Here is a 23,698-nt window from a genome sequence, read left to right on the forward strand (position 1 = left end):
CGGGCACCGGCTTGGGCTGGGGAGGGACGATGAACCAGACCGGAGGAAAAGTTGGATCGACACGCCGTATCGCAGATGTCCGAGCAGTTGCGCATCGATGTCGCGGCCGTGCAGGATGTGCCGGGTATTCGCGACATCGTTGCGTCGGCATATTCGAAGTACATCGAACGCATTGGCAAGCTTCCCGCGCCCATGACCGCCGATTACGAACGCCTGGTCCAAGAGGGCAGGATGTTCGTATTGAAGAAAGGCGAGCAACTGCTGGGCGCGATTCTTATCGCACGGGAAGGCGATGCGATCACGGTGGGCAACCTTTGCGTAGCGCCCGCGGCCCAAGGCAAGGGGTACGGGCGACTGCTGATGGAACACGCCGAGAAAATGGCAAGGGCGCTGCATCTGGCTGCCGTCACGCTGTACACCAATGAAAAGATGCACGAGAACATCGCGTTGTATTCGAAACTCGGTTTCGTGGAAGTCGATCGAAGGACAGCCGACGGATATGCCCGTGTGTACTTTCGCAAGGCGTTGCCCTGATCCTGTCGCCATCGGACGGACGGCCCGCCGCCGGATGAATCCGCCCCGTGACGGCGGGTTCAGCTCGTTGTAGGCGATGGCCGCCATGTGCCACATGTTCACAGAAAATTGACACTCGGGGAGTCCGCGCGGGGCTAGCATCTGCACGAAGGTGGCGTCGATCGAATAACCGCCGCCTCAAAGGAGACATAGCCGCATGAGACAAGCAGAAACCCTCTGGGCAAGGCCGGCGTCCTGGCGAGCCAACCTTACCGCCAAGCATTGGCGCACGCTCAACGGCGCCTTCCTGGGATGGATCTTCGATGGCTACGAGGCCCTGGCGCTGGTCGTCGTGCTGCCCTCCTTGTTGCATGGTTTGCTGCGGCCGGACCAGATGGCCTCGTTGCCGGTGTATGGCGGTGTCGTGATCGGCATCACGCTGCTCGGATGGGGCATCGGCGGACTGGTTGGCGGGACGCTCGCCGACTATGTCGGGCGCAAGCGCATGATGATGTGGTCGGTGCTGCTGTACGGACTGCTGACGGGCCTGACTGCTTTCGCGCAGGACATCTGGCAGGTCAGCGCGTTGCGCCTGCTGACCGGCCTTGCCATGGGCAGCGAGTGGAGCACAGGCATCGCACTGGTCGCCGAGACCTGGCCGCGCGAGGCGCGTGCAAAGGGGGCAGGTTTCCTGCAGTCGGGCTTCGGCTGGGGCACATTGCTGGCGGCCGTGATCTGGTACGCCATGACCTCCTTCGATCCCTTTGGCGTGAACAACTGGCGCGCCATGTTCGTGTTGGGCGCGGTGCCCGCGCTGTTCGTGCTGTATCTGCGGCGGGGGGTGGAGGAATCCGAGCAGTGGATGAAGGCAGTCCGCAACAAGCAATGGAGCGCCACGGGCCAGGCCGCGCCGGCTACCCCGGGATACGGCGACGGCAAGCGCCCCTTTACGCTCAAGCAATTGTTCAGCGAGCGCGAGGCCGTGCGCCGTATTTTGCTCACCACGGTGCTGTCCATCGCGGCCATCGTCGGCTGGTGGGCGGTGTCCAGTTGGCTGCCCGCGTACACGGCCGCTCTGGGGGCCGCCGGCCACGTCGCCGACCCGCAGGCGTGGGTGTCCCGTGTGTCGATCTCGTACACCCTGGGCGCCACCGCGGCCTACCTGGTATCGGGCTTCATCATCGATACGATCGGGCGGCGGATGTTCCTGTTCCTGACATTCGTGGGCTGTTTCCTGACCACGCTGGCCACTTATGGATGGGTGGGCAGCGTACAGAGCCTGATCCTGGTGGCGCCGGTCAACGGCTTCTTCACGCTGGGATGCGCCTTCGCCTGGCTGGCGATCTATCCGTCCGAACTGTTCACAGCCACGGTCCGTTCCACGGCGGTGAGCTTCGTGTTCAACTCCGCGCGGCTGATCGCCTGGGTGTTTCCCATCCTGTCGGGCCGGATGATCCAGGCCTTCGGTGGCGTGGCGCACGGTGCCCTGCTGATCGGTTACGTGTATCTCGTGGGGTTGGTGCTGCCCTGGTTCCTGCCGGAAACCCGCGACGCCGACCTGCCGCAATAGCGGTGCCGTGCGGTGAGTCCCGCGGCGTGAGCTTCCGAGTCGGGTAACCCAATAGAATAGGGCTCCGACTTCGAGGATCCGCCGCCTTGATCACCAACATCAGCATTCTCGTCCGCGACCGCTTGGGCCGCGTACTTCTGCAAATGCGCGACAGCAACGCCACGAACGGCCCGCTCGCATGGAGCTTCTGGGGCGGCGCGGTCGAGGCCGGGGACGCCGACCACCGCCACACGGCGTCGCGCGAGCTGGAGGAGGAGCTGGGCGTCGTCGCCGATCCTGCGGACTTTATCGAGATAGGCCGTCGTACCGGTAGCGACGGCCAGGAGGCGCCATTGATGCTGCTGCCGCGTCCTGTCGAATGGGGCGAGTTCCGTGTGCTGGAAGGGGCGGGCGCGGGGTATTTCCAGCTCGACGAGATACGGCAGTTGCCGGTCACCCGGTCGGTAGCCTGGTACCTTGCCCATAATCCGGGCGTTTTCCTGCGCGCCTGACCCGTCCGCATCGTGCGCTGGCGCGGTCGGCGGGTACATCCGTATGATAGGCCGCGACGGCGCGCGGGCGCCGCGAGAGCCGGAGAGCCTCCATGGATTACCTGATATCGCTGGCCCAGCAACCTGCCGCCTGGATAGCCCTGGCAACCCTGATCGCCATGGAAGTCGTACTGGGCATCGACAATCTGATTTTCATCTCCATCCTGACCAACAAGCTGCCGGAATCGCAGCAGGCGCGCGGCCGGCGCATCGGCATCGGGCTGGCCCTCGGTCTGCGCCTGGGACTATTGGGTACGGTGGCGTTCATCGTGCAGCTGACCGAACCGTTGTTCGAGATATTCGGGCGCGGCATTTCGTGGCGCGACCTGATCCTGATCGCGGGGGGACTGTTCCTGGTCTGGAAGGCCACCAAGGAAATCCATCACCATGTCGACCCGGACCCCGGCGGCGATCTGTTCGAGGGCAAGGCGGCCACCATCGGCTTTGCCGCCGCCATCGGGCAGATACTGCTGCTGGATCTGGTGTTTTCCATCGACAGCATCATTACGGCGGTGGGGATGACCGAGCATATCCCCATCATGTTCATCGCGGTCATCGTCGCGGTGGCGGTCATGCTGCTCGCCGCCGACCCGCTGGCGCGCTTTATCCAGCGCAATCCGACGGTTGTCATGCTGGCCCTGGGTTTCCTGCTGATGATAGGCATGACGCTGATCGCCGAGGGGTTCGGCGCGCACGTGCCCAAGGGGTACATCTATGCCGCCATGGCGTTCTCGGCCCTGATCGAAGGCCTGAACCTGTTGGCCCGTCGCGCCAGAAGCAGGAGGATGCCGGCGGCGGGCAAGGAATGACCGGGTTAGCCGATACCGCGCGCGCTGTCCGCATGTAGCTTCGCGCCGGCACGATCCGATGATGGCAAAATCCGCATGCGTGGGGCGGCCCGATACGGGGCGCGCCTTTTACGGCTTTACCTGACTGAAGCACCCGGCATGCAAACTATCCAATTCGACCTCGCGGCGGGCGCCCGCTACATTGAAGTGAACCAGCTGCTCAAAGTCGCGGGAGTCTGCGACAGTGGCGGCGCTGGCAAGGCCATGGTCGCCGATGGCATGGTCAGTGTGGACGGCGTACTGGAGACGCGCAAGACGGCGAAGATCCGCGCCGGGCAAACGGTGACGTGCGCGGACGTGCGTATCGTGGTGCGTGAGGCGGCCGAGGCATGAAGTTTCGACCGTCCAGGAATTCCGTTTTCGGGGTGCTGCTGCGCTCGCCGTGGTGGATGAGCGCCGGGATCGCCACCCTGTTGATCGTCGGCGCGGTCGCGGCCTTGCCCAGGGAGTATTGGGCGATCGGCGTTTTCGCCTCGATACCGTTCGCGGTGATCGCCGTCCTGGCCGGGCTGCGCCAACTAAGGACCCCATCCGCTGCGCGCGTGCAAGCCGTCGCCGCCGCCACGGCGGCCATGTCGTGGCAGGCGTTCTCCGGTGCCGTCCGAACCGGCCTGGAGCGCGACGGCTGCCAGGTCGAGCGCCTGAACGGCGGCGGCGCCGACTTTGTCCTGACCAAAGGCGGCCGCATCGCGGTAGTCAGCGCCCAGCGCTGGAAGGCCGCCCGCACGGGTATCGAAGCGGTGCGCGAGCTGCAGGCCGCGCGCGAACGCCATGGCGCGCACGAAGCGATCTATATCGCCTTGGGAGAAATTTCTCCTTCGGCGCGGGAGTACGCGGCCGCGAAGGATATTTCCTTCATGACCGCGCCCGAGCTGGCGAAGCTATTGCGGGATTCGAAAGCCTGAGGCGTGCGGGCAGGCCCGCCGCGGAATGTGTCCCGGGCATTACCCGTTCTTCCCGAACCCGCCGGCGGCCCATTCGGCGGCCCGCTGCGCGCTGAGCTTGTAGGCCGGCGTCACACGGGTCTGGGCCAGTTGGCATCCGCTTTCGTCATAGGCGCTTAGCAGGGCATACGGATCGTCCTCGTCGGGGACGATATCCAACTTCACGGTGAGGCGCCCTTCGGCGGCGTCGATCTTCACGCTCTTGTGCAACGTGGCGTGCAGTTGCTGCTCGTGCCGCCGCAGGACTTCCCTGGCGGTTTTGACAAGGGTGAGGAAGGCGGGCGAGTCGAGCGGCTTGGGGTTCTTCTTGTCGCGACCCATGGTCCACGGGCCTACCAGCGCGGGCTCGGCTTCCCCATCCCGAGTCATTTCCACGGCCCAACCGTCGTCGTCTTCGTTCTTGATAATGCGGGCCGTCCAGCCGTCATCGCGCCAGAGCCTGGGCTCCTGCACTGTCGGGTCTCCGGATGGATCGGTATCCGGCGTTGGGGTGTCGTTCACTGCAATTATTCCTTCGGGGTCGGCGGTTCGCGGGTCGTCAATGGTACCTTTATGTGCCGCTCCATGACTGGAGGGGCAATGCATCGTTTCGATACGGAGTTGCCCATGACATCGGTTTCGGCGCGTCGCGCGATCATCGGCCTGGTCGGCTGGCTTGCCATCGGCTTCGTGGCTGCCGCGATCGGCGCCATCGCTTCGGTACAAGCGGCGGATTTCTATGCGCGGCTCGTCAGGCCCGATTGGGCGCCGCCCGCGGGCGTGTTCGGCCCGGTGTGGTCCGTGCTGTACTTTCTGATGAGCGTGGCGGCATGGCTGGTCTGGCGGGCCGGCGGCTGGCGCGGGCAGTCTGGCGCGCTGCGTCTTTTTCTGGTGCAGCTCGCGCTGAACGCGCTATGGAGCTGCCTCTTCTTTGCCTGGCATCTGGGGGCCTGGGCCTTCGCGGATGTCTGCGTGTTGTGGCTGCTGATCCTGGCGACCCTGGTGGCCTTCTGGCGTGTCCGTCCGCTGGCCGGCGTGCTGCTCCTGCCTTATCTGGCATGGGTCGGTTTCGCGACGGTGCTTTGCTATCGGGTGTGGCGCTTGAACCCCGGGCTGCTGGGATAGTTTTTCTAGTGCGATCTGGCAATTTATCTGGGTTGTGAGGCTATCGCGCGATAGATATCCTTCTGGTCGTGCGATGAATTTCTCGCGCTTCCTTCCGGCCAAATACCAGGTTTGAAAAATGAATACCGATACGCAGGCACCGGCGATCCTGATCACCGGTGGCAGTCGCGGCGTAGGCGCGGCGACCGCGCGTCTCGCCGCCGCGCGGGGCTACGATGTCGCGATCAGCTTCGTTTCCAACGAAGCCGCGGCCCTCGCGGTGGTGGCCGACGTGCGCGCCGCGGGCCGCCGGGCCTTGGCGGTGCGCGCGGACAGCGCGGACCCCGCGCAGGTCGCCAACTTGTTCGACGCGATCGACCGTGAGTTCGGCCGGCTGGATGTCCTGGTGAACAACGCCGCGATGCTGGCGCGCCAATCCCGTCTGGAGGATCTGGGATTCGAACGGATGACGCGCATCTTCGCGGTCAACGCGATCGGCCCCATCCTGTGCGCGCAGCAGGCCGCTAAGCGCATGTCCTATCGCCACAACGGCCGGGGCGGTGTCGTGATCAATGTCTCGTCGGCGTCGGCCCGGCTGGGCAGCCCGAACGAATATGTCGATTACGCCGCTTCCAAGGGCGCCCTGGAGACCTTCACGATCGGCTTCGCCAAGGAAGTCGCGCGGGAGGGGATACGCGTCAACTGCATCCGCCCGGGCCACATCTACACCGAGATGCACGCCAGCTGTGGCGAGCCGGGACGGGTGGACCGCGTGAAAGACTCGATCCCGATGGGGAGAGGCGGCCAGCCCGAAGAGGTGGCGAACGCCATCCTGTGGCTTGCGAGCAGCGAGGCTTCTTTTGTGACGGGTACCTTCCTGGATGTCACGGGCGGGAAGTGATGCGGGGCGCGCCCGCACCGTGTCCCCGGCCGCGCCGGAACGACGGCGCCGGATCTAGGCTTGCAGGGAGACCGCCGGCGTGACGGTCCGCCGCTGTGCCGTCAGGGCACAGCCCATCGACGCCGTCATGATGAATCCGATCGCCAGCCACTGCATCGGGCGGAGATGCTCATCCAGGAATGCCAGCGCCAGCAGTGCCGCCATCGCGGGCTCCATGCTTAGCATGACCCCGAAGGCCTGCTTCGGCAGGCGCTTGAGCGCCACCATTTCCAGGGAGATCGGAATCGCGCTGGAGAGCGCGGCCACGCATAGGCCGACCAGGAGTACCGTCGGCGACAGCAGGGCGGTGCCGGCCCGCGCCACGCCGATCGGCACGACCACCATCGCGGCCACCGTCAGGCCCAGCGCCACGGAGTGGCCGGCATGCAAATGTCCCAGCCGTTTCCCTGCCACGATGTAGGTGGCCCACATGGCGGCGGCGGCCAGCGCGAACAGCACGCCCGCCGGGTCCAGCGTGCCCGCGCCGCTTCCGCCGGGCAGCAGCAGGCCGAGTCCGGCGACTGCCAACACGACCCACGCGAAATCCGCCAGGCGGCGCGAGGCCAGCAGGGCAACGATCAGGGGACCCGAAAATTCGATCGCCACGGCGACCCCGAACGGGATCGTGCGCAGCGCCAGGTAAAAGCAGAGGTTCATCGCGCCCAGCGCCACGCCGTAGCAGACGATGCCGCGGCCATCGCCGTGTCGCAGGGGCCAGCGCCATGGCCGCCACAGCAGCAGTAGCAGCAGGGCGGAGAATCCGACGCGCACCGCGGTCGTGCCCTCGGCGCCGACAAGAGGGAACAGCGTGTGCTTGGCCCATGAGGTGCCAAGCCCGAGAAACGTCACGGAGCCAAGAACGGACAACAACGGCAAAAGCGGAGGGCGGGGCGCGGTCATATCGGGCCTATGAAGGACCGCGATTTTGCCGCATTTTTGCCCCGCTTGCCGGGTTATCGGTCGAAATACCCCTGCTGGATGGCCCGCAGCCATACGGGACCGATGACGCGGACCTGGCGGTTGACGATGCTGTGGTTGAAGCCTTCGATGCGGATCAGCACGTGCTTGCCGATGTAGGGTGCCATCATGGTGCGGGCAGCCTCCATCCATTCGACGGGGTAGACCTCATCGTAGGTGCCGTTCATATCCCAGACCGGCAGCCCCTTCAACGCCGGCCCCGGCATGCTGGTCGCCAGGATGTCGTTCAGCATTTTGTTGAAGCCGGCCTGCTTCATCCTGGCGGGGACGAAGGGCGCCATGTACAGCCGCAGGGCAAGTTCGGACAGCGCGCCCACGTTGTAGAACATGATGGGGTCTTCGACTTCCTTGAAGCGCGGTTCTTTCAGGTCGCGTTCCCAGCGCGCGTCTTTTTCGGCGGGATCCGCCCGCTTGTTGTAGAACTCGAAATCGGCGCGTCCGCGGCCGCGCACGCGCAAGGCCGATTTCTCATAAGGCCAATCCCAACGTCCCGCCTGGGCGGCGCCGTAGTAGTACGCCACGCCGGGAGGGGATGAGCCCCAGTTCAGGTAGCCATCCGGGCGCACGCGCTCGGCCAGCGGCCACATCAACGCGCCGCCGGTGGAAAAGCCCCAGTACAGGACCATCGATTTCTTGCGTTCCTTGTCGGACAGCGTGCTGCGCAGGCCGGCCTCCAGCCCGTCGACCATGGCGACCGGCGTCGCGGCAACCATTTCATTGAACAGCTGCGTGCCTGGCTTGGGAAAGCGCACGTACTCGCTGCCGCTCTTGCTGGCTGTATTGCCCGCCGGCTGAATGGTGTAGTCGTCCTTGGACCAGTACGCCTTCTGGTGCTGCGAGAAGATCGGCATGCGTTCGTCAAGCGGGATGGTCTCCCAGGTCCCGCTGCGATCGGGCGCGAAGAAGTTCCAGCGGCCCACGCGCGTCAAGGCAATGAAAGTGACGCCGCGCTTGGCCAGCCATACGCCGATGCCTTCCTTGCCTTCATCCGTTTCGATGAATCCATTCGCACTGGAGCTGCCTTCTTCCGTGGCCACCAGTACGACCTTGCGCCCGTTATGCATCAAGGGCTTCGCGGGTTCCAGGCGCATGACCACCTGGGTGAAGGTCATGCCGTTGGCGGGATAGTCGACGTAGGTGACCTTCTTCGTGAATTGAGTGGTCTCCGGGTAGTCCTTGCCGCCGAGTATTTCTTCGACCTGTGCTTGCGGCAGTGTTCCCTTGTCCGCCGGCAGCGTCCAGGCCGCGGCGGTGGTCATGTATAGGGCGGAAAGCGCCGCAGCAACCGCCCCGGCGATGAATTTGTACGGCATGGGTGAATAGGTCCGTCTGGTGATTGATGGGTGGCTGACGCGCCGCGGCGCTGGCTGATGAAAGTGCCCCACCGCGCGAACGGCACGGGCATGGTGCCACGGTCGCGACCGGGAAAATCGGCGCTTCCCCGATGTGGCGCGCACATTCCCCATATTGGCGCGGGCGTGCACTGCATCGCGGCGGAATTTGCGGCGTTCGGGCAACACCATGAAGCAGGGTTCATCCCAGGACGGGTTCGACGGTCTCTATTGCACGTGCACCACGCGAAGAACGGCTACAGCCATTTCCACGGTTTGAGCGTGCGGTCCCAATCGATCTCGTCGGGGTCCACCGTCCAGGTTTCCTTCGCATAGTCGTAGGCCGCTCCCGGCGCGTGATAGGCCGCGCTGCCGATGGCCCAGCCGGCGGCGGCGGTGGCGCCCAGCACCCGCGAGCCGGTGCGCTCCTCTACCCAGGAGCCCGCGTCCATGGCGTTTTCCTTGTCGACGTAGTTGTTGTAGAGATTGGTGCCGATACGAACGCCGATCACGCCGGAGCTGATGATCGCGCCGGGCACGCCGATCCAGCGGCCCGCGGCCAGCAGGGTATTGGAGCCGGCCAGCATGCCGCCGATTTCCAGGCCGCCGGCGACGAAGCCGCTGGCGTCCAGGCCCGCGGCAAACCAATTGCCCTCGCGGATGTCGTCGCCCAGCGACGAGATCGACGCGTAGGTGCCGCCGGCCAGGTTGTAGGCGCCCCAGGCGCGGTTCAGCCCGCGCCAGCCGGGGCGGTTCCAGAACTTGTTCAGGTCGCGTTCGCGGGCGACGCCGCCGGCGGATACGTCCCAGGGATCGCCGCGCGCGCGCGAGCGGATATCGGCCTGCCGCGCGCTGGCGCCCTGGGATTTGTTCACGCTGGCGTCCTGCCAGCGATGATCCTGCGGGCGCACGGTGTCCGCGCCGGGCGCGCCGCTGCGAATGACATGCTGAAGCTCGACGGCATGGTCGAGGTTGACGTTGGGCGGACGCCGGCCCTGTTCGTCGCGCAGGCGCACTTCGGCCAGGTCCGCCAACGTTTCGTTGGCCGCGCGGATATCGTCCGTTTTGCTTCTCAAGCCTTCCAGCGGCGAACGCATGCCGACGCCGCGATCCAGCGGGTCGCGGATGCGCTGCCTGTAGGCGCGGATCTTGGCGCGGTCGAAGTTGTTGGGCACGGCGAGCGTGAAGCCCGACGGATGGCGGAACATCCACTCGGCCCCCAGCGTGGCGGTGACGCCGGCGAATTCGGGCCGGCTTTCCAGGCCCAGCGGGTCGGCGAACGCCAAGGGGTTGTTGCGCACGAAGACGTAGAAGTTGGGGCCATCGGTCTGGCCCTTGGGGTCGCGTTGCAGGAAGCGGCCGGTCGCGGGCTCGTAGGCGCGGAATACGAAATCCAGTTTGCCGGTCTCGTCTATGCGTCGCTTGCCGGCGTAGCCGAACGGATTGTCGTCGCTGGGAACCATTGTCCGCAACGGCACGCCAAACGGATCGTAGATGTAGAAGTTGCGTTTGCCCGACCGATCGAACAGGTAACGCACCGAGTGCCGCGCATCGAACATCGGGAAGTTGTCGCGGCCGGCACCGGAGACGATCAGCGCGTCGGAACGGACAGGGTCCCATACGATGCTGCGGGCAAGCTGGCCGCCTTCGTACTCCTCGATCGCTTCCTGGCCGTCGCGAAGGAAAAGGCGCAGCGTACCGGCCTGTCGCTCCGCGTGCAGGCGCCCCAGCCCGTCGTAGTAGCGCTCGATCGTGCGGTTGTCCGACCGGCGGGTGGCCGTGACGAGCTGATTTCGAAAGTCGTAGACGTAGGTCCAGGCCTCGTCCTGGACCAGGTTCCCGTTGCCGTCGTAGCGCCGTTCGGCGGTGTCGACCCGCGTGTACTGGTCCAGCTCGTTGACGGCGTAGCTGATGCCGGTGCCGCCCGCGATGCTGCTGGTCCGGTTCCCCGCCAGGTCGTAGCGCCAGCTGCCGGCATCCTGCGCCGCGGCCAAATCGAAAAAGCGCGCATCGATCGGCGCCTGCAGGTCGGGCAGCGGGTCCGGCAAGGGCTGCGCGGGCGGCGACAACGGGGCCATATCCAGCGGCGTGGCGGGCATGGCGGTACGCCAGTCGGACAGGCGCGACAAGCTGTCGTAGGCGAACGCCTGCCGCGTGCCGAAGTCCTGGCCGGCCTCGACCGCGTTGCGTACATTGCCCAGCGCGTCGTGCAGGTATTGCGCGGTCAGTATGGGCGTGCCATCGACCGAGTGGCGGACCTCGTCGACACGCCCACCGGCATCGACGCGGAAATCGGTGGCGGGGCCGCCGGCGCGGGACAGCCGGGAGGGGCTGAGGCCGGCATATCCGAAACCGGCCAGCGGCGCGTCGTCCGCGGTCGCGGGGTCCCCCGGCCAATCCGTGCCGCGTTGTTGTTGCGCGATGGCGACGACGCGGTCCAGGGCGTCGCGTCGATAGCGCAGCGCGCGGCCGGAGGGATAGCGCAACAGCTCGGCCGCCCCGGTGTTGGAGAACCGGCGTTGGATCGCGAAGGTCCGGGCCGGATCGGCGCCCGGCACTCCCGGGAAGCTGACGGTCTCTTCAAGGACATGGTCCAGGGAGTCATGGCGCAGGCCGATGTCGACGAAGTCGTTGGCGACGCGGCGCATCCGGCCCAGCCCATCGTATTCCACGCGCTGTTCGCTGGCGCCGCCCAGCTCGACGCCGGAGGCGAGTGCCGAGCGGTCGATGTGCAGCACGGTATTGCGGTTCAGCGCGTCCCAGGAAAAATAGCGGACCGCGCCGTTGCGATCGTGATAGGAAACCATATTGCCGGCGGCGTCGTACTGCGCGAGATCCGCGCTTGCATCCGGCAGGACGGTGGAGGCCAGTCGTCCCGCCGTATCGTAGACGTAGCGCGTGACGCGACCCAGCGCGTCCGTTTGCGAGACCTTCTTGTCGTCCAGGTCCCAGCCAAAGCGTATCTCCACCGGCTGCGGCGTGCCGCCGGCCGAGGCGGACGACAGCATCTGCCGGTTGCGTACCAGCCGGCGGAACACGTCGTACTCGTTGCGCACCGTGTTGCCCAGCGGGTCGGTGATCGCCACCACATCGCCACGGCTATCGTAGGCCTGGCGCACGACCGCGGTTGTCGTCGCATGGGCAGTCCGGCGGTTGAGCTCGTCGTAGGTCCAGGTCTCGGCGTAGTGCTGCGTGCCCAGCACGGTGCCGTTCTCGTCCTGGATCGACTCCTCGCGATCCTGGCGCACGAGATTGGTCTCCTGGTCCCAGGCCAGGCGCCACACGTTGCCGTACGGATCGACGCGACGCACGGGGCGTCCCAGGGCGTCGTACTCCGACACGAAGGCGCGGCCGTCCTGGTCGATCTCGCGGACCAGGTTATTGCCGCTGTCGTAGTAGTACTGGATCGTAAGCAGCGTGCCCGGCCCGCTGTCCAGGAAGGCCGCCGGCAGGTCGGCCGCCGCCACGGCCGGCGGGTCGTCGTAGCGGTTGGCGGACGCGGTGATGCGCCGCCCCAGTTCGTCATAGCTGAACTGGCGCCGGGCCAGCAGCAGGAAACTACCGTCGGGCTGCTTGCCGTGCGTGCATTCGACCAGAAGATTCCCCAGCTTGTCGAACCGCCGCACGGTGACGTTTCCCAGCGCGTCCTCGGTCCGCAGCGCCCGGCCGAATGTGTCGAAGGTAAAGCGCGTCGCATAACCGCGCGGATTGGTCACCCGCACCACGCGTCCATCGGCATCGTAGTCGTTGCGGGTGACGGCGTGGACGCGCGCGTAGTCGTCGATGGTCGCGGCCACCAGCGATCGCTCGTTGTACCTTAGCTTGCGCAGGCGGCCCGATGGCGAGATCGTCAGGCAGGGCCGCCCCGCGCGGTCGTGTACGACGCGGGTCAGCTTGAATGTCGTGTCGTCGCCGATCGACTGGGCAAGCAGATGCTGCTCCTCGTCGTAGCGGCTTAGCGTGATGAAGACGCCCGTGGGCAGATGGTTCTCGTCCTTCAGCTCGAGTTCCGTGCGCACGAGGTTGCCGGCGCGATCGTAGGCGAAGGTCGTGGTGGCGCCAACCGGCAGCGAGCTGGTACGGCGCGTCACCTGATCCAGCGCGTTGTAGGCTGTTTCGGATACGAAGCGGTTATCTCCCGGCGTGAACTTCGGCCGGTAGAGCCGCGTGACCCGGCCCAGGGCGTCGCGGTCCACGGACGCGGTCAGTGCCGCACCGGACGGATCGACGGCGGTGGACCGCAGCAGGCCGTCGAGCGGGCCGTCGCCCGCGCCGAAATAGGTGTGGCGGGAACGCAGGCCGGACGCGTTGACGGCTTCCAGCAGGCGGCCGTTGGCGTCGTATTCGCTGAAGGCGACCGCGACAGGCTCGCCCATGGATCCGTCGGGCAGCGTGGGCGTGGGGCGCAGGATGGATGCGGCCAACAGGTTCTGGAATCCATTGCCCGGCGTGTAGGCATAGCGGGTCAGGGTGTGGTCGTAGGCGGCGTCCTCGGCGAAGGCAGGGTTGGCACTGCGGGTGTAGCGCGCGTCGGAGACGGCCCGCGGTTGGTTGAACTCCGGCTCATAGGAGAACTTCTGGATGGCGTCCGCATCGTCGGTGGCGAAGATATCGGGCAGCGCGGCGGCCGACCACAGGCTGGGCGCCAGCCCGGTGGGCGCGAAGCGCAGATAGCGTCCCCGCCTGACGATGGCCAGGACGTTGCCGAATTGCAGGCGTGTCGCGGCCGTGAGATCGGCATCGGCCTGCGGGCGGTAGTCTTCGCCGCGCGGATGCAGGCGCTCGTACCAGTCGCGTCCTAACAGCGTCTGGGTGGTCACGCCCATCGGTGTGACGGCGGCGATCTGGTTGCCGTCGCGGTTGTAGCGGTAGTGCGCGCCGATCAGTCTCGGCAGGCCGCCGAGAATGGCGTACTCCTCCTTGTAAAGGGCGTTGCCGAAGCGGTTGAACAGGTAGCGCAACTGGCGGCCATCGCGCTCGGTCACGATGGTTTGCCGGTCCGGTCTCTCGTGATCGTCGTAGGGCTGATTGAAGTCCTCGATCACGTCGGCGTAGTCGAACAGGATGTCGCCGCCGCTTTGCCGCTGGCGGATCACGCGGCGGTAGTCCACGCGCTCCGGCTGGACGCCGTACTCGTTCTCCAGGAACGGCCGGCCGCTGGCGTCGAAGATCGCCGTCAAGGCGTGCTGCAGGCTCGCGTCGGCGCGGGCTGTCCCGATGTAGTCGTAGACCGATGTCGGGCCGGCGCGATGCGGTTCGATCGCCGGCAGGGTGACCGTTACCAGATTGCCGATGTCGTCATAGCCGTAGCGCCAGGTCCGCCCGGTGAAATCGGCGATGGCCACGATGCGTTCCTGGCTGTCGTGGAAGAAGTCGACCCAGCGGTGGACGCTGTTGATCTCGACGCGCGCGAGACGCCCGTCGTCGTAGCTGAAGGCCAGATAATTGCCGTGGCGATCCTCGATGCGTGCCACGACATGGATGGCCGGACCCAGCGTCGGATGTTGCCGGTAGCGGATGCGCGTGCCGTCCGGCTGGCGCAGCGTGAAGGAATCGCCCTCGGCCAGCAGGACCGCGTCCACGCCGTCCGGCGGCAGCCAGTACCCATGGATCTCATGGCGCGTGTACAGCTCGATGCCCAGCGCCCCGTTCGATCTGGCGATGGACAGCGCGTCGGGCGGTACGGCCAGCCACAGGTTGTAGTTATGGTCCCAATTGAAGCCCAGCGGGCCCTGGTAGGCGACGAGTTGGGAATAGCTGCGCTGGAACACGAAGTTCTGGCCGGCGCCGTTCAATTCGAAATCGGCGATGGCGTAGGCGAACTCGCCGTTGAACAGCTTCACCGGGTCGGCGGCCTTTGCCACGTTTTCCTTGGCGGGGGCCGGGTCCAGGCTCTTGACCACGTAATGGCCACTGCCGCCGCCGCTCTCGCCGGACGGCATGATGACCGGAGCGACTTCCTCGATCACCTGGTCGCGCAGGCGGGCGAACCTGTCCGCCATTTCCTGCGGCACGTCGATTTGCAGCGGCGCGGATTTCAGCAGTTTCTTGAAGTCGTCCAGCGTCTGCTTGTCTGGCGGGTTCTCGGCCAGCACGGTGGCGGCGTCCTCGGCCAAATCCATGTAGCGCTTGCGGATCGCATCCTTGACCTGATCGTCATTCATCTCCGGCCGGACCGTGGCCACCGACGAGGCGCCTCCCGCATCCGGCGTGGTGTCCGGCGTCGTGGTGTCCGGATCCGGCATGGCCGCTGCTCAATCTTTGGCGGTTTTCAGGAAACGGTCCAGCACATCTTTCTGCGCGACCCCCGCCGTGGCATCGGTGGCCGTCGCGGCAAAGAGCTGGGCGAGCGTCGTGATCTTGGCCCGCTGCAGATCGGGTAGATGCGCCGGGTCCAGGAAACCCTTGCCGGCCACATCGGCCAGCGGGATGTTGGCCTGCATGGCGATGCCGGCCACCAGCGACCGGAAGACGCCCGTTTGTTCGAACGGCCTGGGCTGGTAACTGCCCGCCGAGATGTTGTTCAGCATCTGGCGCCGCACCTGGCTTTGGGCGACGTTAAGGTCGCGCTGGGTTTGCGCACGGGCCTCCGGCGAGGTAGAGCCGCTCTGCGTGCGCGCCAGGGCCACGGTGGCGCGGTCGGGCAGCGAGAATTCGCCGGTTACCACCGGCGGGCGGACCGGCTCGCGCAGTTGCTGCAGTACCAGATTGCCGTTGTCGTCGAAGGTGCCGCAGCTCTGGATGATGCGGCGCGTGACCACGAGCTGTTTCCATGGTGTCAGCGGCGTCGTCGGCACGGGCGGCGTGGGCGGCAGCGGATCCGGCGGCGGCCAATTGCCGCCGCCGGTGTTGGGTCGCTGCATGGTGGCGACCAGGTAGTACGGCACGGCCGCCGGCGCCTGGTGGCCGGTGTCCAGCCCGGCCTGGATGCACAGGCCGTCCAGCGAGCGCGGCATGTGCACCACCAGGAAAACATCCTGGATGCCCTCCAGATTGCGCTCGCCGTCGATCAGGTTGAATTCGGTCTGCGCGGAATTCGAGACCGTATGCGGGCGCGGCGCCACCACGAACAGCGCGCGGTTGGTGCCGAGGTGATAGCCGTTGAACAGCTGGTACATCTGGCTGGTGGACGTGGTGCGGCTCAGGGTTTCGCGGGCCTCGCGCGACGTATCGGTGGTGTTCTGGTTCACCGTCGTGTCGGACCAGCTGGAGGTGACGCTGCCGGAGGCGCCGAAGGGGCCGACGCTGAAGCCCGCGCTCGCACCGACTTCCAGGCTGTTCGTCGAGCTATTGCCCTTGGTGATGCTGGTCGTGTTCGCCGATGCCGAAAGCATCTCCGCGCCCTCGGTCACGGACTCGTAGAGCTCGCGTTTCTTGGGCTCGAAATCCAGGAAGTAAGGATAGTCGTCCGGCGGCACGCCGTCGGCGTTGTGCGGATAGACGGCGATCTGCATGATGGCGCCCAGGCACGGCCAGTACTGCGCCGCCCAGCCGCTGGCGATGATGGTCTCCCACAAGGTGCGTTGCAGGTCATCCCAATTGCCGGCCTGTTGCGCCTGGGTCTGGGCATTGCGCAATGCCTCGGAGGGATTCCAGCCGGTCAGGCTGCACGTCAGCCGCAGATAAACCAGCCGGGAATTCGGATAGCTATCGGCGGTCTCTTCTTCCGGTACGACGTAGTAATAGACGGCCAGTGACGAACGCCACTTCGGACTGAACGCCATGTCGCCGAAGTTCGTATCGACCATATCCGTGGCGAATGCCATGCGCGTCCAGGTGATGTCCTGGGGCGGCATGAGAGATTGGATTGCCATACCGACCTCGCCGCTGGGTTCGACTGGTGCCAATGATACGGTGGGCTTACCGGCCCACATCCGGGATTAATACTTTTCGATATCGCCGGATCGGCGAGGACCGGCCGTCGGATGACATCCATGCGCGGCCGGCCGTTCGGCGGTGACCGGCTCGCCCCGCCTGGACGTCACTGATCGAGTCTGCGGATCCGCTGGCCCTGTATGCCGATGCCGGCCATCAAGCCCTGCTGCCCGTAGATGAACGCGTAGACATCCGACTTCATCGTCGTGGTCGTCACGGATTTGGCGGCGCCCGCTTCCATGACCACCACGGTCGGGCCTACACCGATCGACCATTCTCCCGTGGAATTGACGTAGCGTATGGCGTCGTCGGTCATCAGGAACAGGGCTTCGGAGAACCCTTGCGCGCCGGCCTGCATGCCGAACGAAAGCGCGGTGGCCCTGTAGTAGCCGATCACTTTGCCGTTGCGGTCGAACATGACGCCCTTGCCGCCCTGGGCGCCCACGATAAAGCCCGCTTTCAAAACGTCGGGGAAGACGAGGATGGCCTTGGCTTCTTTCCGGAGTGCCGGCGCCCTGGGTTCCGTGTCGAGCAACTGCTGCAGCGCGCTTCGCGATTTCGCTTCCAGCTCGGGATCGCTGTTGGAGGTGTTTGATGTTGACGTACAGGCTGCCAGAAACAGCAGCAATGCCAGCGGGAGAGTCCGCGAGAGATGCGCGATCATGATCGATCTCCTTACGTGGGCGAGCGCGGTGATGGCCGCGAGCGGCGCGCATTGCGCCACCAACGCAAAGATATGCCTTGGGGGATGTGGCCGGCGTCGGCTTTCAGGCGCAATCCGGCGGGGCAAATGCCCGCGACTCGCTCGTCTTGCCGGCTACATGAGGATTGCGCCGGGAAACGACGGCGCATTCACCGGTGGGGTGGGCGTCAACGGTCCACGCCGAGCAGCGCGGGAAGTCTGGCCATATCGGCGAAGACGGCGATGGCGCCGCTGCCCAGCAGCGCATCGGGCGGGCTGTGCGCGGGGCCGCCGGGGCTGTAGCCCAGTACGGTCGCGCCGGCCGCCAGGCCGGCGGTGACGCCGGTCACGCTGTCCTCGATCACGACGCAGGCGGCGGGATCCGTCTTCAGCGCCGCCGCCGCGGCCAGGTACACGTCGGGGCTGGGCTTCGAGCGGGCCATTTCATAGCCGCTGAAAGTCCTGCCCTGGAAGTAGGGCATCAGGCCCGTTTTGTTCAACTGCAACTCCAGCTTGTCGCGGTCGGCCCCGGAGGCACAGGCGATGCGGCCATCCAGGCGCTGGTGAAGCAGCTTTACGGTTTCGAGCACGTGCGGAATGGCTTGCACATGCTTGCGCAGGGCTTCGTTGCGGCGGCGCCAGAATTCCGCCAGCCAGTCCGCGCCGACGGCCTGTCCCGAAGCCCGGCTGATCCACGCCAGCTCGTCTTTCATCGTCTTGCCGACGAAGCGGCGCAGCGTCTCGTCGTGCGACACGGGTAGACCGAGCTCTTGCAGCATGTCGCTCAGGACGCCGGTGGAGATGCGTTCGCTGTCGACCAGCACGCCATCGCAGTCGAATAACACCGCCTCGAATTTCATGCGCCTCCGCGTGAAAAAGAATGGGCGGGAGACCCCGCCGTGTTCCGATCTTACTTGTTCCCGCGTTTGGAACCCCGGCCGCTTGCATATGTGCCAAAGGCAATTAATAATATGCTTTTGGCACATAAATTGGACAGGGCCATGGCGGATACGGCAGTCGACCAACGCGTCGCCGCGGTGCGCGGCTTCAATCGTTTCTACACGCGCCAGATCGGCGTGCTGCACGAACATTTGCTGGAAAGCGAATTTTCGCTGACGGAGGTCCGCATCCTGTACGAGCTGGCGCACCGCGACGGCTTGACCACCTCGGATCTCGTCAAGGAGCTGGGGCTGAACGCCGGCTACCTCAGCAGGGTGATCTCGGGATTCGAAAAGCGGGGGCTGGTGGCGAAGACGCGTTCGGCCACCGACGCGCGCGCGTCCGATCTGGCGCTGACCGGGAAAGGGCGCGCGACCTTCGCGCCCTTGAACGACGCCTCGCGGCGCGAGGTGATCGCCATGCTGGAACGCCTGCCCGAGCCGGCCCAGCATGAATTGGTCGATGCGATGGCGCGGATCCAGGCGGTCCTGGGCAATCCCAGCCCTGGCTATATCCTGCGCGATCCCCAGCCCGGGGACATGGGGTGGGTGGTCCAGAGCCAGGCAGTCCTGTATGCGCGCGAATTCGGCTGGAATTCGGAGTACGAGGCGCTGGTCGCCGAGATCGTGGCCAAGTTCGTGCGGGAATTCGACCCGGCTTGCGAGCGATGCTGGATCGCCGAGAAGGACGGCCGCCCCGTGGGCTCGGTGTTCGTCGTGCGCCAGGATGAAGACACCGCCAAGCTGCGCCTGCTGGCCGTCGACCCCAGCGCGCGTGGGCTGGGCATCGGCCACCGCCTGGTGGACGAGTGCCTGCGGTTTGCCCGCCGTACCGGCTACAGCAAGATGATGCTGTGGACCAATAGCGTGCTGGCGGACGCGCGCAGGATCTACGAAAGCGCGGGCTTCCGGCTGGTCGAGGAAGAACCGCACCACAGCTTTGGAAAAGACCTGATCGGGCAGATCTGGGCGCGGGATCTGTAATCGGCGGCGGGCAGCCGACGCGCGGCGGTGGCTAGGCGGCCGGCTGCGTCGGCGCTGCGATGGGGGCGGTTGGCCGGCGGGTTTCGGGCAGCGCCAGCAGGCCGACGAGCGCCAGCGTGGCAATGCCCGCCAATGCGAGAAAGGCAGCGCTGTAGCCGGCATGCTGCACGATCACGCCCGCCAGCCCGGCGCTCAGCGCGGCGCCGATGCCGAACAGGGTGGTGACGGCCGCGAGGCTCGCATTGAATCGGCCGGTCCCTTGTGTCAGGTCCAGCACCATCAAGGGAAGCGCCGCGCCAAAGATGCCGGCGCCGACGCCATCGAGCAGCTGGACGCCGACCAGCCAGGCCGAGTCGTCGGAAAACGTGTAAAGGATGCCGCGCAGCGGCAGGATGGCGAACCCGATCAGCATCAAGGGCTTGCGGCCTATCCGGTCGGCATGGCGTCCGACCGCCAATGCGGCCGGGATCATGACGAACTGTGCCGCCACGATGCACGCCGCGGTAAGCGGGGTGGCAAGCCTGGGGTTCGCGAGCGCGAGCTTCTGCCCCACCAGGGGCAGCATGGCCGCATTGGCCAGGTGAAACAGGGCGCAGCTGACGGCAAGGATCAGGAGCGAACGATTGCGCAGTACCTGGCCGAGCGGCACGGGCGCGGCGTGCGCCGGCCCCGGGTTCGCGAGCATTCCGCTGGCCAGCTTCACGTCGATGCGCGCCGGTATGGCCAGCGCGGCCGCGATGCTGGCCAATGCCATCGCGGCCATAAGATAGAAGACGGCGGCAGGCCCCCATAGATACGCCAGCCCCCCCGCCAACAGGGCCGCGAAGGCGTTGCCCGCGTGATTGAAGGATTCGTTGCGCGCGATGCGCCCGGTGAAAGCGCCGGCCCCGCATAGCCCCAGCGTGATGCCCGCGATCGCCGGGGCGAAGATGGACGAGGCGATGCCAGCCAGGGATTGGGTCAGTAACACCCACGAAAATCCGGCACTGCCGAGAATGGCCAGGGACGCGACCGTTACGGCGACCGCGGCGCCGATGATCAGGCGGCGTTTGTTGGCCGTGCGATCGACGAACGCGCCGGCCGGCGTCTGCGCCAGCAGCGCCGCCAGCCCGGATACCGTCATGACAAGACCTATGCGGTCGGGCCGCCACTGGTGCACAGCCAGCAAATAGATCGCGAGATAGGGGCCCAGCCCGTCACGTACATCGGCGATGAAGAAGTTCAGCCAATCCAGGGGATACGACGAGCGCGGGGTTGGCTGCAAGCTGGCCTCGATGTCGGAGACGAATCAATCGCAGCGAGTTTACAGGCATGGGAAGGGCGAGCCTTCATCCTGGTCAGGAGCGGCTGCGTATTCTTGCGCGCCGCTCCGGGGACGTTCCCCGGACCTTGTCCGGAAAAACGGCCAGCAGCCACTCGATGAAGACGCGCAGCCGGTGTGTCACGTAACGGTTCTGCGGGTAGACGACATGGAACGGATAGGGCGGAGGCTGCCAGCCGCCCAGGACCTCTACTAGCAACCCCGCCTCGATGGCCGGCCGGGCGGAGGACGCGAATGTCTGGATGATCCCCAGCCCCGCGATCCCCGCCGCGAAATGCGCGTTGCTTTCGTTGATACCGATACGGTGCGCGATCTTGATGTCGATTTGTTCGCCCGCTTTCTGGAATCGGAAAGGCATGGCCCGGCCGTTCTGGGGCGAGACGTAGGCGATCAGCCGATGCCCGTTTTCGAGTTCCCGCGGATATGCCGGAACGCCGAACTGCTTCAAATACGCCGGCGCGGCACACGTGACCATCATGGCATCGCCGATATGGCGCGCGACCAGCGACGAGTTGGCCAAGGGGCCGCCCCGAATCACGCAATCGACATTGTCGCCGACGAGATCCACCGCGCGATCGGCCACGCCCAGTTCGATACGGATGTCCGGATAACGCGACATGAAGTCCGGAAGCAAGGGAATCAGGACATCGCGCGCGGTGAGTCCGCCCACATCCACGCGCAGGTTGCCGCGCGGCGTGCCTCGCGTGGCATTGAAGGATGCGTCGATGTCCGCCAGGTCGTTCAGGATGCGGGTGGCCTTCGCGTAGTAGTCCTGGCCTTCCGGCGTGACCGTGACTTTGCGCGTGGTCCGCTGCAACAGCTTGACGCCCAGATGCGCCTCGAGCTCCTGTACCAGCTTGCTCATGGTCGCATTCGGCATATCCAGCGAATCGGCGGCCCGCGTAAAGCTGCCCGCTTCCACCACGCGGGCGAATGCCCGCATTGCGGATAACTGATCCATGCAACGGCCTCGTCAGTATCTGTCCGCCGAAGATTATACATATTGGTGGATAGTAATTTCATTAATCCACCATTTATAAATAAATTGGCGGTGATTAAAGTTCAGTCCACGCACTGCGCGAAGACACCGGCACAAAACGGGCCGCCGGCGACTTCGATGCGGACATCCCGACTTTCCCATCACGAAACGGAGCAGATCATGAACGAACAACTGAATGGCAAGATTGCCCTGGTCACGGGCGGCAGCACCGGCATCGGCCTGGCGGCCGCCCGCGAATTGGCGGCGCGCGGCGCGCGCGTCTTCATCACGGGCCGGCGTCAGGCGGAGCTGGATGCCGCCGTGGCGCTGATCGGCCCCGCCGCGACGGCGATCCGCGCGGATGCGTCGGTGCTGTCGGACCTGGACGCCGTGTACGCGCAGATCGCCAGGACGGCCGGCAAGCTGGACATCCTGTTCGCCAACGCGGGCGGCGGGGACATGATGCCGCTGGGCGCGATCACGGAGGAGCATTTCGACCGCATCTTCGGTACCAATGTGCGCGGCGTGCTGTTCACCGTGCAAAAGGCCTTGCCCCTGCTGACGGATGGCGCTTCGGTGATCCTGACCTCGTCGGTGACGTCGGTAAAGGGAACCGCCAGTTTCAGCGTCTACAGCGCGAGCAAGGCGGCGGTGCGCAATTTCGCGCGCTCATGGGCACTGGACCTGAAGGACCGCGGCATCCGCGTCAACGCGGTCAGCCCCGGGCCGATCCGTACGCCGGGCCTGGGCGGCCTGGTGCCGGACGATGCCCGCCAGGGCCTGTATGACGCGCTGGCCGCGCAGGTGCCGCTGGGCCGCCTTGGCGAGCCGGAGGAAATCGGCAAGGCCGTGGCCTTCCTGGCTTCCGATTCGGCCAGCTATATCAATGGCACCGAGCTGTTCGTCGACGGCGGCATGGCCCAGGTCTGAGCAAGCGCGGCCGGGTGGGCTACTGGCAAAGATGGTCCACAAGCCGCGCCAGCATGCGGTCGCAAGCCTCGATCTGCGACACTTCCACGTACTCGTCGGCCTTGTGGGCCACTTCGATGCTGCCCGGCCCGCAGACCAGCACGGTCGTGTCGTTCCACTGTTGCCGGAAAAGCCCGCCTTCGGTGCCGAAGGCAACCTTGGTGGTGGGGGTGTCCGGCGGCAGCAGCGAAGCGAGCAACCGCACGGCGGGCGAGTCCTCTGGCGTGGACAGTCCCGGATAGGCATTGACCAGATGGACTTCGGGCGGCGCGGCGTCCGGCAATGCCCTGGCGTCACGCATGCGCGATCCAGTCCGTTCCAGCACGCGTTCGAGGATATGCGCGGGGTCGTCCTGGGCAACGGCGCGGATCTCGAAGTCCACCGCGCATTCTTCGGGGACGATGTTCAGCGCGGTGCCTCCGCGTATGGTGCCGGCATGAACCGTGGAGTACGGAATGGCGTATCCGGCTTCGCGCGGGCCGTTCGCGGCGAGCTCCTCCTGCACGTCTCGCAGCGCGCCGACGAGATCGGCCGCGGTGTGTATGGCGTTCACGAAGCGGGGCGCCAGTCCGGAATGGCCGGCCTGGCCGCAGCACAAGGCGCGGTAGGCGGCCTTGCCCTTGTGGCCCGTGCCGATTTTCATGAGCGTCGGCTCTCCGACCAGGCAGAGCGAGGGCGCGGGCTGCATGTCGGCCAGCGCGCGGATCAGGTGCCGTACGCCGACGCAGCCGATTTCCTCGTCGAACGACAGCGCCAGTTGCAGCGGCCGTTTGAGCGGGCGTCCGGACGCATGGATCATGGCCATCACCGCGCATGCCACGAAGCCTTTCATATCCGAACTGCCGCGGCCATAGATGCGGCCCTCCCGTTCGGTCGCTTCGAACGGCGGGACGGTCCATGGCTGGCCGCTGGCGGGCACGACATCGGTGTGGCCCGATAGCATTACGCCGGGTTCGCTCTCCGGTCCCACGGACGCGAACAGATTGCATCGGCTGGGGTCCTGGGGGTCGGCGACGATCATGGATGCGATGCCCGCGTCCTGCAGCAACTCCTGTACACGTGCCATCAGATCGGCATTGGGCGTCATCGTGACCGAGGGGAAGGCGATCAGTTCGCGCAACAGTGCGACGCTGGTGGAGGGCGAAGGCTGGGTCATGGCTGTGCTAATGGCGATAAGGCCCTGACGGCGCGCCGCCGAAGGCCGGAAGTAAAG

At 66.0% G+C, this 23,698-nt stretch carries 20 protein-coding genes; 10 read left to right on the forward strand and 10 right to left on the reverse strand.

Annotation, left to right across the window (positions count from 1 at the left end; all coding sequences use genetic code 11):
* Window positions 1-51 precede the first annotated feature (51 nt).
* The 6 genes from CAL28_RS03350 to CAL28_RS03375 all read left to right on the forward strand — a co-directional run bounded on the left by CAL28_RS03350 (window position 52) and on the right by CAL28_RS03375 (window position 4,366).
* The gene (locus tag CAL28_RS03350; RefSeq protein ID WP_141218132.1) at window positions 52-534 is read left to right on the forward strand and encodes a GNAT family N-acetyltransferase; all 483 of its coding nucleotides are present in this window, start codon (window positions 52-54) and stop codon (window positions 532-534) included.
* A gap of 196 nt (window positions 535-730) precedes the next feature.
* Entirely contained in the window at window positions 731-2,083 is a 1,353-nt protein-coding gene (locus CAL28_RS03355) for an MFS transporter (protein WP_094839974.1), read from the forward strand.
* A gap of 86 nt (window positions 2,084-2,169) precedes the next feature.
* Complete coding sequence (locus tag CAL28_RS03360) at window positions 2,170-2,574, forward strand: NUDIX domain-containing protein (protein WP_176463860.1); 405 nt, start codon at window positions 2,170-2,172, stop codon at window positions 2,572-2,574.
* A gap of 92 nt (window positions 2,575-2,666) precedes the next feature.
* Complete coding sequence (locus CAL28_RS03365) at window positions 2,667-3,422, forward strand: TerC family protein (RefSeq protein WP_094839976.1); 756 nt, start codon at window positions 2,667-2,669, stop codon at window positions 3,420-3,422.
* A 138-nt stretch (window positions 3,423-3,560) separates the two neighbouring features.
* Entirely contained in the window at window positions 3,561-3,794 is a 234-nt protein-coding gene (locus CAL28_RS03370) for an RNA-binding S4 domain-containing protein (protein ID WP_094840603.1), read from the forward strand.
* On the forward strand, window positions 3,791-4,366 hold the full coding sequence (locus CAL28_RS03375) for a restriction endonuclease (protein ID WP_094839977.1): 576 nt from the start codon (window positions 3,791-3,793) through the stop codon (window positions 4,364-4,366). The genes CAL28_RS03370 and CAL28_RS03375 overlap by 4 nt, the downstream gene beginning before the upstream one ends.
* Window positions 4,367-4,405: 39 nt before the next feature.
* On the opposite strand, the gene CAL28_RS03380 is transcribed toward CAL28_RS03375, so the two are convergent.
* On the reverse strand, window positions 4,406-4,906 hold the full coding sequence (locus CAL28_RS03380) for a hypothetical protein (RefSeq protein WP_094839978.1): 501 nt from the start codon (window positions 4,904-4,906) through the stop codon (window positions 4,406-4,408).
* A 105-nt stretch (window positions 4,907-5,011) separates the two neighbouring features.
* On the opposite strand from CAL28_RS03380, the gene CAL28_RS03385 reads away from it, so the two are divergent.
* Together CAL28_RS03385 and CAL28_RS03390 are read left to right on the forward strand one after the other, a co-directional pair.
* Window positions 5,012-5,509, forward strand: a complete 498-nt coding sequence (locus tag CAL28_RS03385; RefSeq protein ID WP_094840604.1) for a TspO/MBR family protein — start codon at window positions 5,012-5,014, stop codon at window positions 5,507-5,509.
* Window positions 5,510-5,627: 118 nt separating this feature from the next.
* Window positions 5,628-6,389, forward strand: coding sequence for an SDR family oxidoreductase (locus CAL28_RS03390; protein ID WP_094839979.1), 762 nt, complete (start codon window positions 5,628-5,630; stop codon window positions 6,387-6,389).
* A gap of 54 nt (window positions 6,390-6,443) precedes the next feature.
* Here CAL28_RS03390 and CAL28_RS03395 read toward each other — a convergent pair whose 3' ends face one another.
* From CAL28_RS03395 to CAL28_RS03420, 6 genes are all read right to left on the reverse strand, one after another.
* Window positions 6,444-7,328 carry an EamA family transporter gene (locus tag CAL28_RS03395; RefSeq protein WP_094839980.1) on the reverse strand — a complete coding sequence of 295 codons (885 nt, stop codon included), beginning with the start codon at window positions 7,326-7,328 and terminating at the stop codon, window positions 6,444-6,446.
* Between the two features lie 53 nt (window positions 7,329-7,381).
* Window positions 7,382-8,719, reverse strand: coding sequence for a hypothetical protein (locus CAL28_RS03400; protein ID WP_094839981.1), 1,338 nt, complete (start codon window positions 8,717-8,719; stop codon window positions 7,382-7,384).
* 275 nt (window positions 8,720-8,994) lie between these two features.
* Window positions 8,995-14,982 carry an RHS repeat domain-containing protein gene (locus tag CAL28_RS03405; protein WP_094839982.1) on the reverse strand — a complete coding sequence of 1,996 codons (5,988 nt, stop codon included), beginning with the start codon at window positions 14,980-14,982 and terminating at the stop codon, window positions 8,995-8,997.
* Between the two features lie 9 nt (window positions 14,983-14,991).
* Entirely contained in the window at window positions 14,992-16,551 is a 1,560-nt protein-coding gene (locus CAL28_RS03410) for a hypothetical protein (RefSeq protein WP_141218133.1), read from the reverse strand.
* Between the two features lie 167 nt (window positions 16,552-16,718).
* Window positions 16,719-17,276, reverse strand: coding sequence for a YSC84-related protein (locus CAL28_RS03415; RefSeq protein WP_094839984.1), 558 nt, complete (start codon window positions 17,274-17,276; stop codon window positions 16,719-16,721).
* Between the two features lie 206 nt (window positions 17,277-17,482).
* Entirely contained in the window at window positions 17,483-18,154 is a 672-nt protein-coding gene (locus CAL28_RS03420) for an HAD family hydrolase (RefSeq protein WP_094839985.1), read from the reverse strand.
* 141 nt (window positions 18,155-18,295) lie between these two features.
* Here CAL28_RS03420 and CAL28_RS03425 point away from each other — a divergent pair, with 141 nt between their 5' ends.
* Window positions 18,296-19,216, forward strand: a complete 921-nt coding sequence (locus CAL28_RS03425) for a bifunctional helix-turn-helix transcriptional regulator/GNAT family N-acetyltransferase (protein ID WP_094839986.1) — start codon at window positions 18,296-18,298, stop codon at window positions 19,214-19,216.
* 31 nt (window positions 19,217-19,247) lie between these two features.
* Here CAL28_RS03425 and CAL28_RS03430 read toward each other — a convergent pair whose 3' ends face one another.
* Together CAL28_RS03430 and CAL28_RS03435 are read right to left on the reverse strand one after the other, a co-directional pair.
* Complete coding sequence (locus CAL28_RS03430) at window positions 19,248-20,480, reverse strand: MFS transporter (RefSeq protein ID WP_094839987.1); 1,233 nt, start codon at window positions 20,478-20,480, stop codon at window positions 19,248-19,250.
* 73 nt (window positions 20,481-20,553) lie between these two features.
* Window positions 20,554-21,498: a LysR family transcriptional regulator gene (locus CAL28_RS03435; protein ID WP_094839988.1), complete on the reverse strand. Its 945-nt coding sequence runs from the start codon at window positions 21,496-21,498 to the stop codon at window positions 20,554-20,556.
* A gap of 198 nt (window positions 21,499-21,696) precedes the next feature.
* Here CAL28_RS03435 and CAL28_RS03440 point away from each other — a divergent pair, with 198 nt between their 5' ends.
* Entirely contained in the window at window positions 21,697-22,446 is a 750-nt protein-coding gene (locus tag CAL28_RS03440) for a glucose 1-dehydrogenase (RefSeq protein WP_094839989.1), read from the forward strand.
* A 19-nt stretch (window positions 22,447-22,465) separates the two neighbouring features.
* Here CAL28_RS03440 and argE read toward each other — a convergent pair whose 3' ends face one another.
* Window positions 22,466-23,641: an acetylornithine deacetylase gene (gene argE / locus CAL28_RS03445; protein WP_094839990.1), complete on the reverse strand. Its 1,176-nt coding sequence runs from the start codon at window positions 23,639-23,641 to the stop codon at window positions 22,466-22,468.
* Between the last annotated feature and the right edge of the window lie 57 nt (window positions 23,642-23,698).

This window comes from Bordetella genomosp. 11 (genome assembly GCF_002261215.1).
GTDB lineage: Bacteria > Pseudomonadota > Gammaproteobacteria > Burkholderiales > Burkholderiaceae_B > Bordetella_C.

Coding starts and splice junctions, on each gene's coding strand:
- CAL28_RS03355 (WP_094839974.1), top strand. CDS start 731: ATGAGACAAGCAGAAACCCTCTGGGCAAGGCCGGCGTCCTGGCGAGCC.
- CAL28_RS03365 (WP_094839976.1), top strand. CDS start 2,667: ATGGATTACCTGATATCGCTGGCCCAGCAACCTGCCGCCTGGATAGCC.
- CAL28_RS03370 (WP_094840603.1), top strand. CDS start 3,561: ATGCAAACTATCCAATTCGACCTCGCGGCGGGCGCCCGCTACATTGAA.
- CAL28_RS03375 (WP_094839977.1), top strand. CDS start 3,791: ATGAAGTTTCGACCGTCCAGGAATTCCGTTTTCGGGGTGCTGCTGCGC.
- CAL28_RS03385 (WP_094840604.1), top strand. CDS start 5,012: ATGACATCGGTTTCGGCGCGTCGCGCGATCATCGGCCTGGTCGGCTGG.
- CAL28_RS03390 (WP_094839979.1), top strand. CDS start 5,628: ATGAATACCGATACGCAGGCACCGGCGATCCTGATCACCGGTGGCAGT.
- CAL28_RS03395 (WP_094839980.1), bottom strand. CDS start 7,328: ATGACCGCGCCCCGCCCTCCGCTTTTGCCGTTGTTGTCCGTTCTTGGC.
- CAL28_RS03400 (WP_094839981.1), bottom strand. CDS start 8,719: ATGCCGTACAAATTCATCGCCGGGGCGGTTGCTGCGGCGCTTTCCGCC.
- CAL28_RS03405 (WP_094839982.1), bottom strand. CDS start 14,982: ATGCCGGATCCGGACACCACGACGCCGGACACCACGCCGGATGCGGGA.
- CAL28_RS03410 (WP_141218133.1), bottom strand. CDS start 16,551: ATGGCAATCCAATCTCTCATGCCGCCCCAGGACATCACCTGGACGCGC.
- CAL28_RS03415 (WP_094839984.1), bottom strand. CDS start 17,276: ATGATCGCGCATCTCTCGCGGACTCTCCCGCTGGCATTGCTGCTGTTT.
- CAL28_RS03420 (WP_094839985.1), bottom strand. CDS start 18,154: ATGAAATTCGAGGCGGTGTTATTCGACTGCGATGGCGTGCTGGTCGAC.
- CAL28_RS03425 (WP_094839986.1), top strand. CDS start 18,296: ATGGCGGATACGGCAGTCGACCAACGCGTCGCCGCGGTGCGCGGCTTC.
- CAL28_RS03435 (WP_094839988.1), bottom strand. CDS start 21,498: ATGGATCAGTTATCCGCAATGCGGGCATTCGCCCGCGTGGTGGAAGCG.
- CAL28_RS03440 (WP_094839989.1), top strand. CDS start 21,697: ATGAACGAACAACTGAATGGCAAGATTGCCCTGGTCACGGGCGGCAGC.
- argE (WP_094839990.1), bottom strand. CDS start 23,641: ATGACCCAGCCTTCGCCCTCCACCAGCGTCGCACTGTTGCGCGAACTG.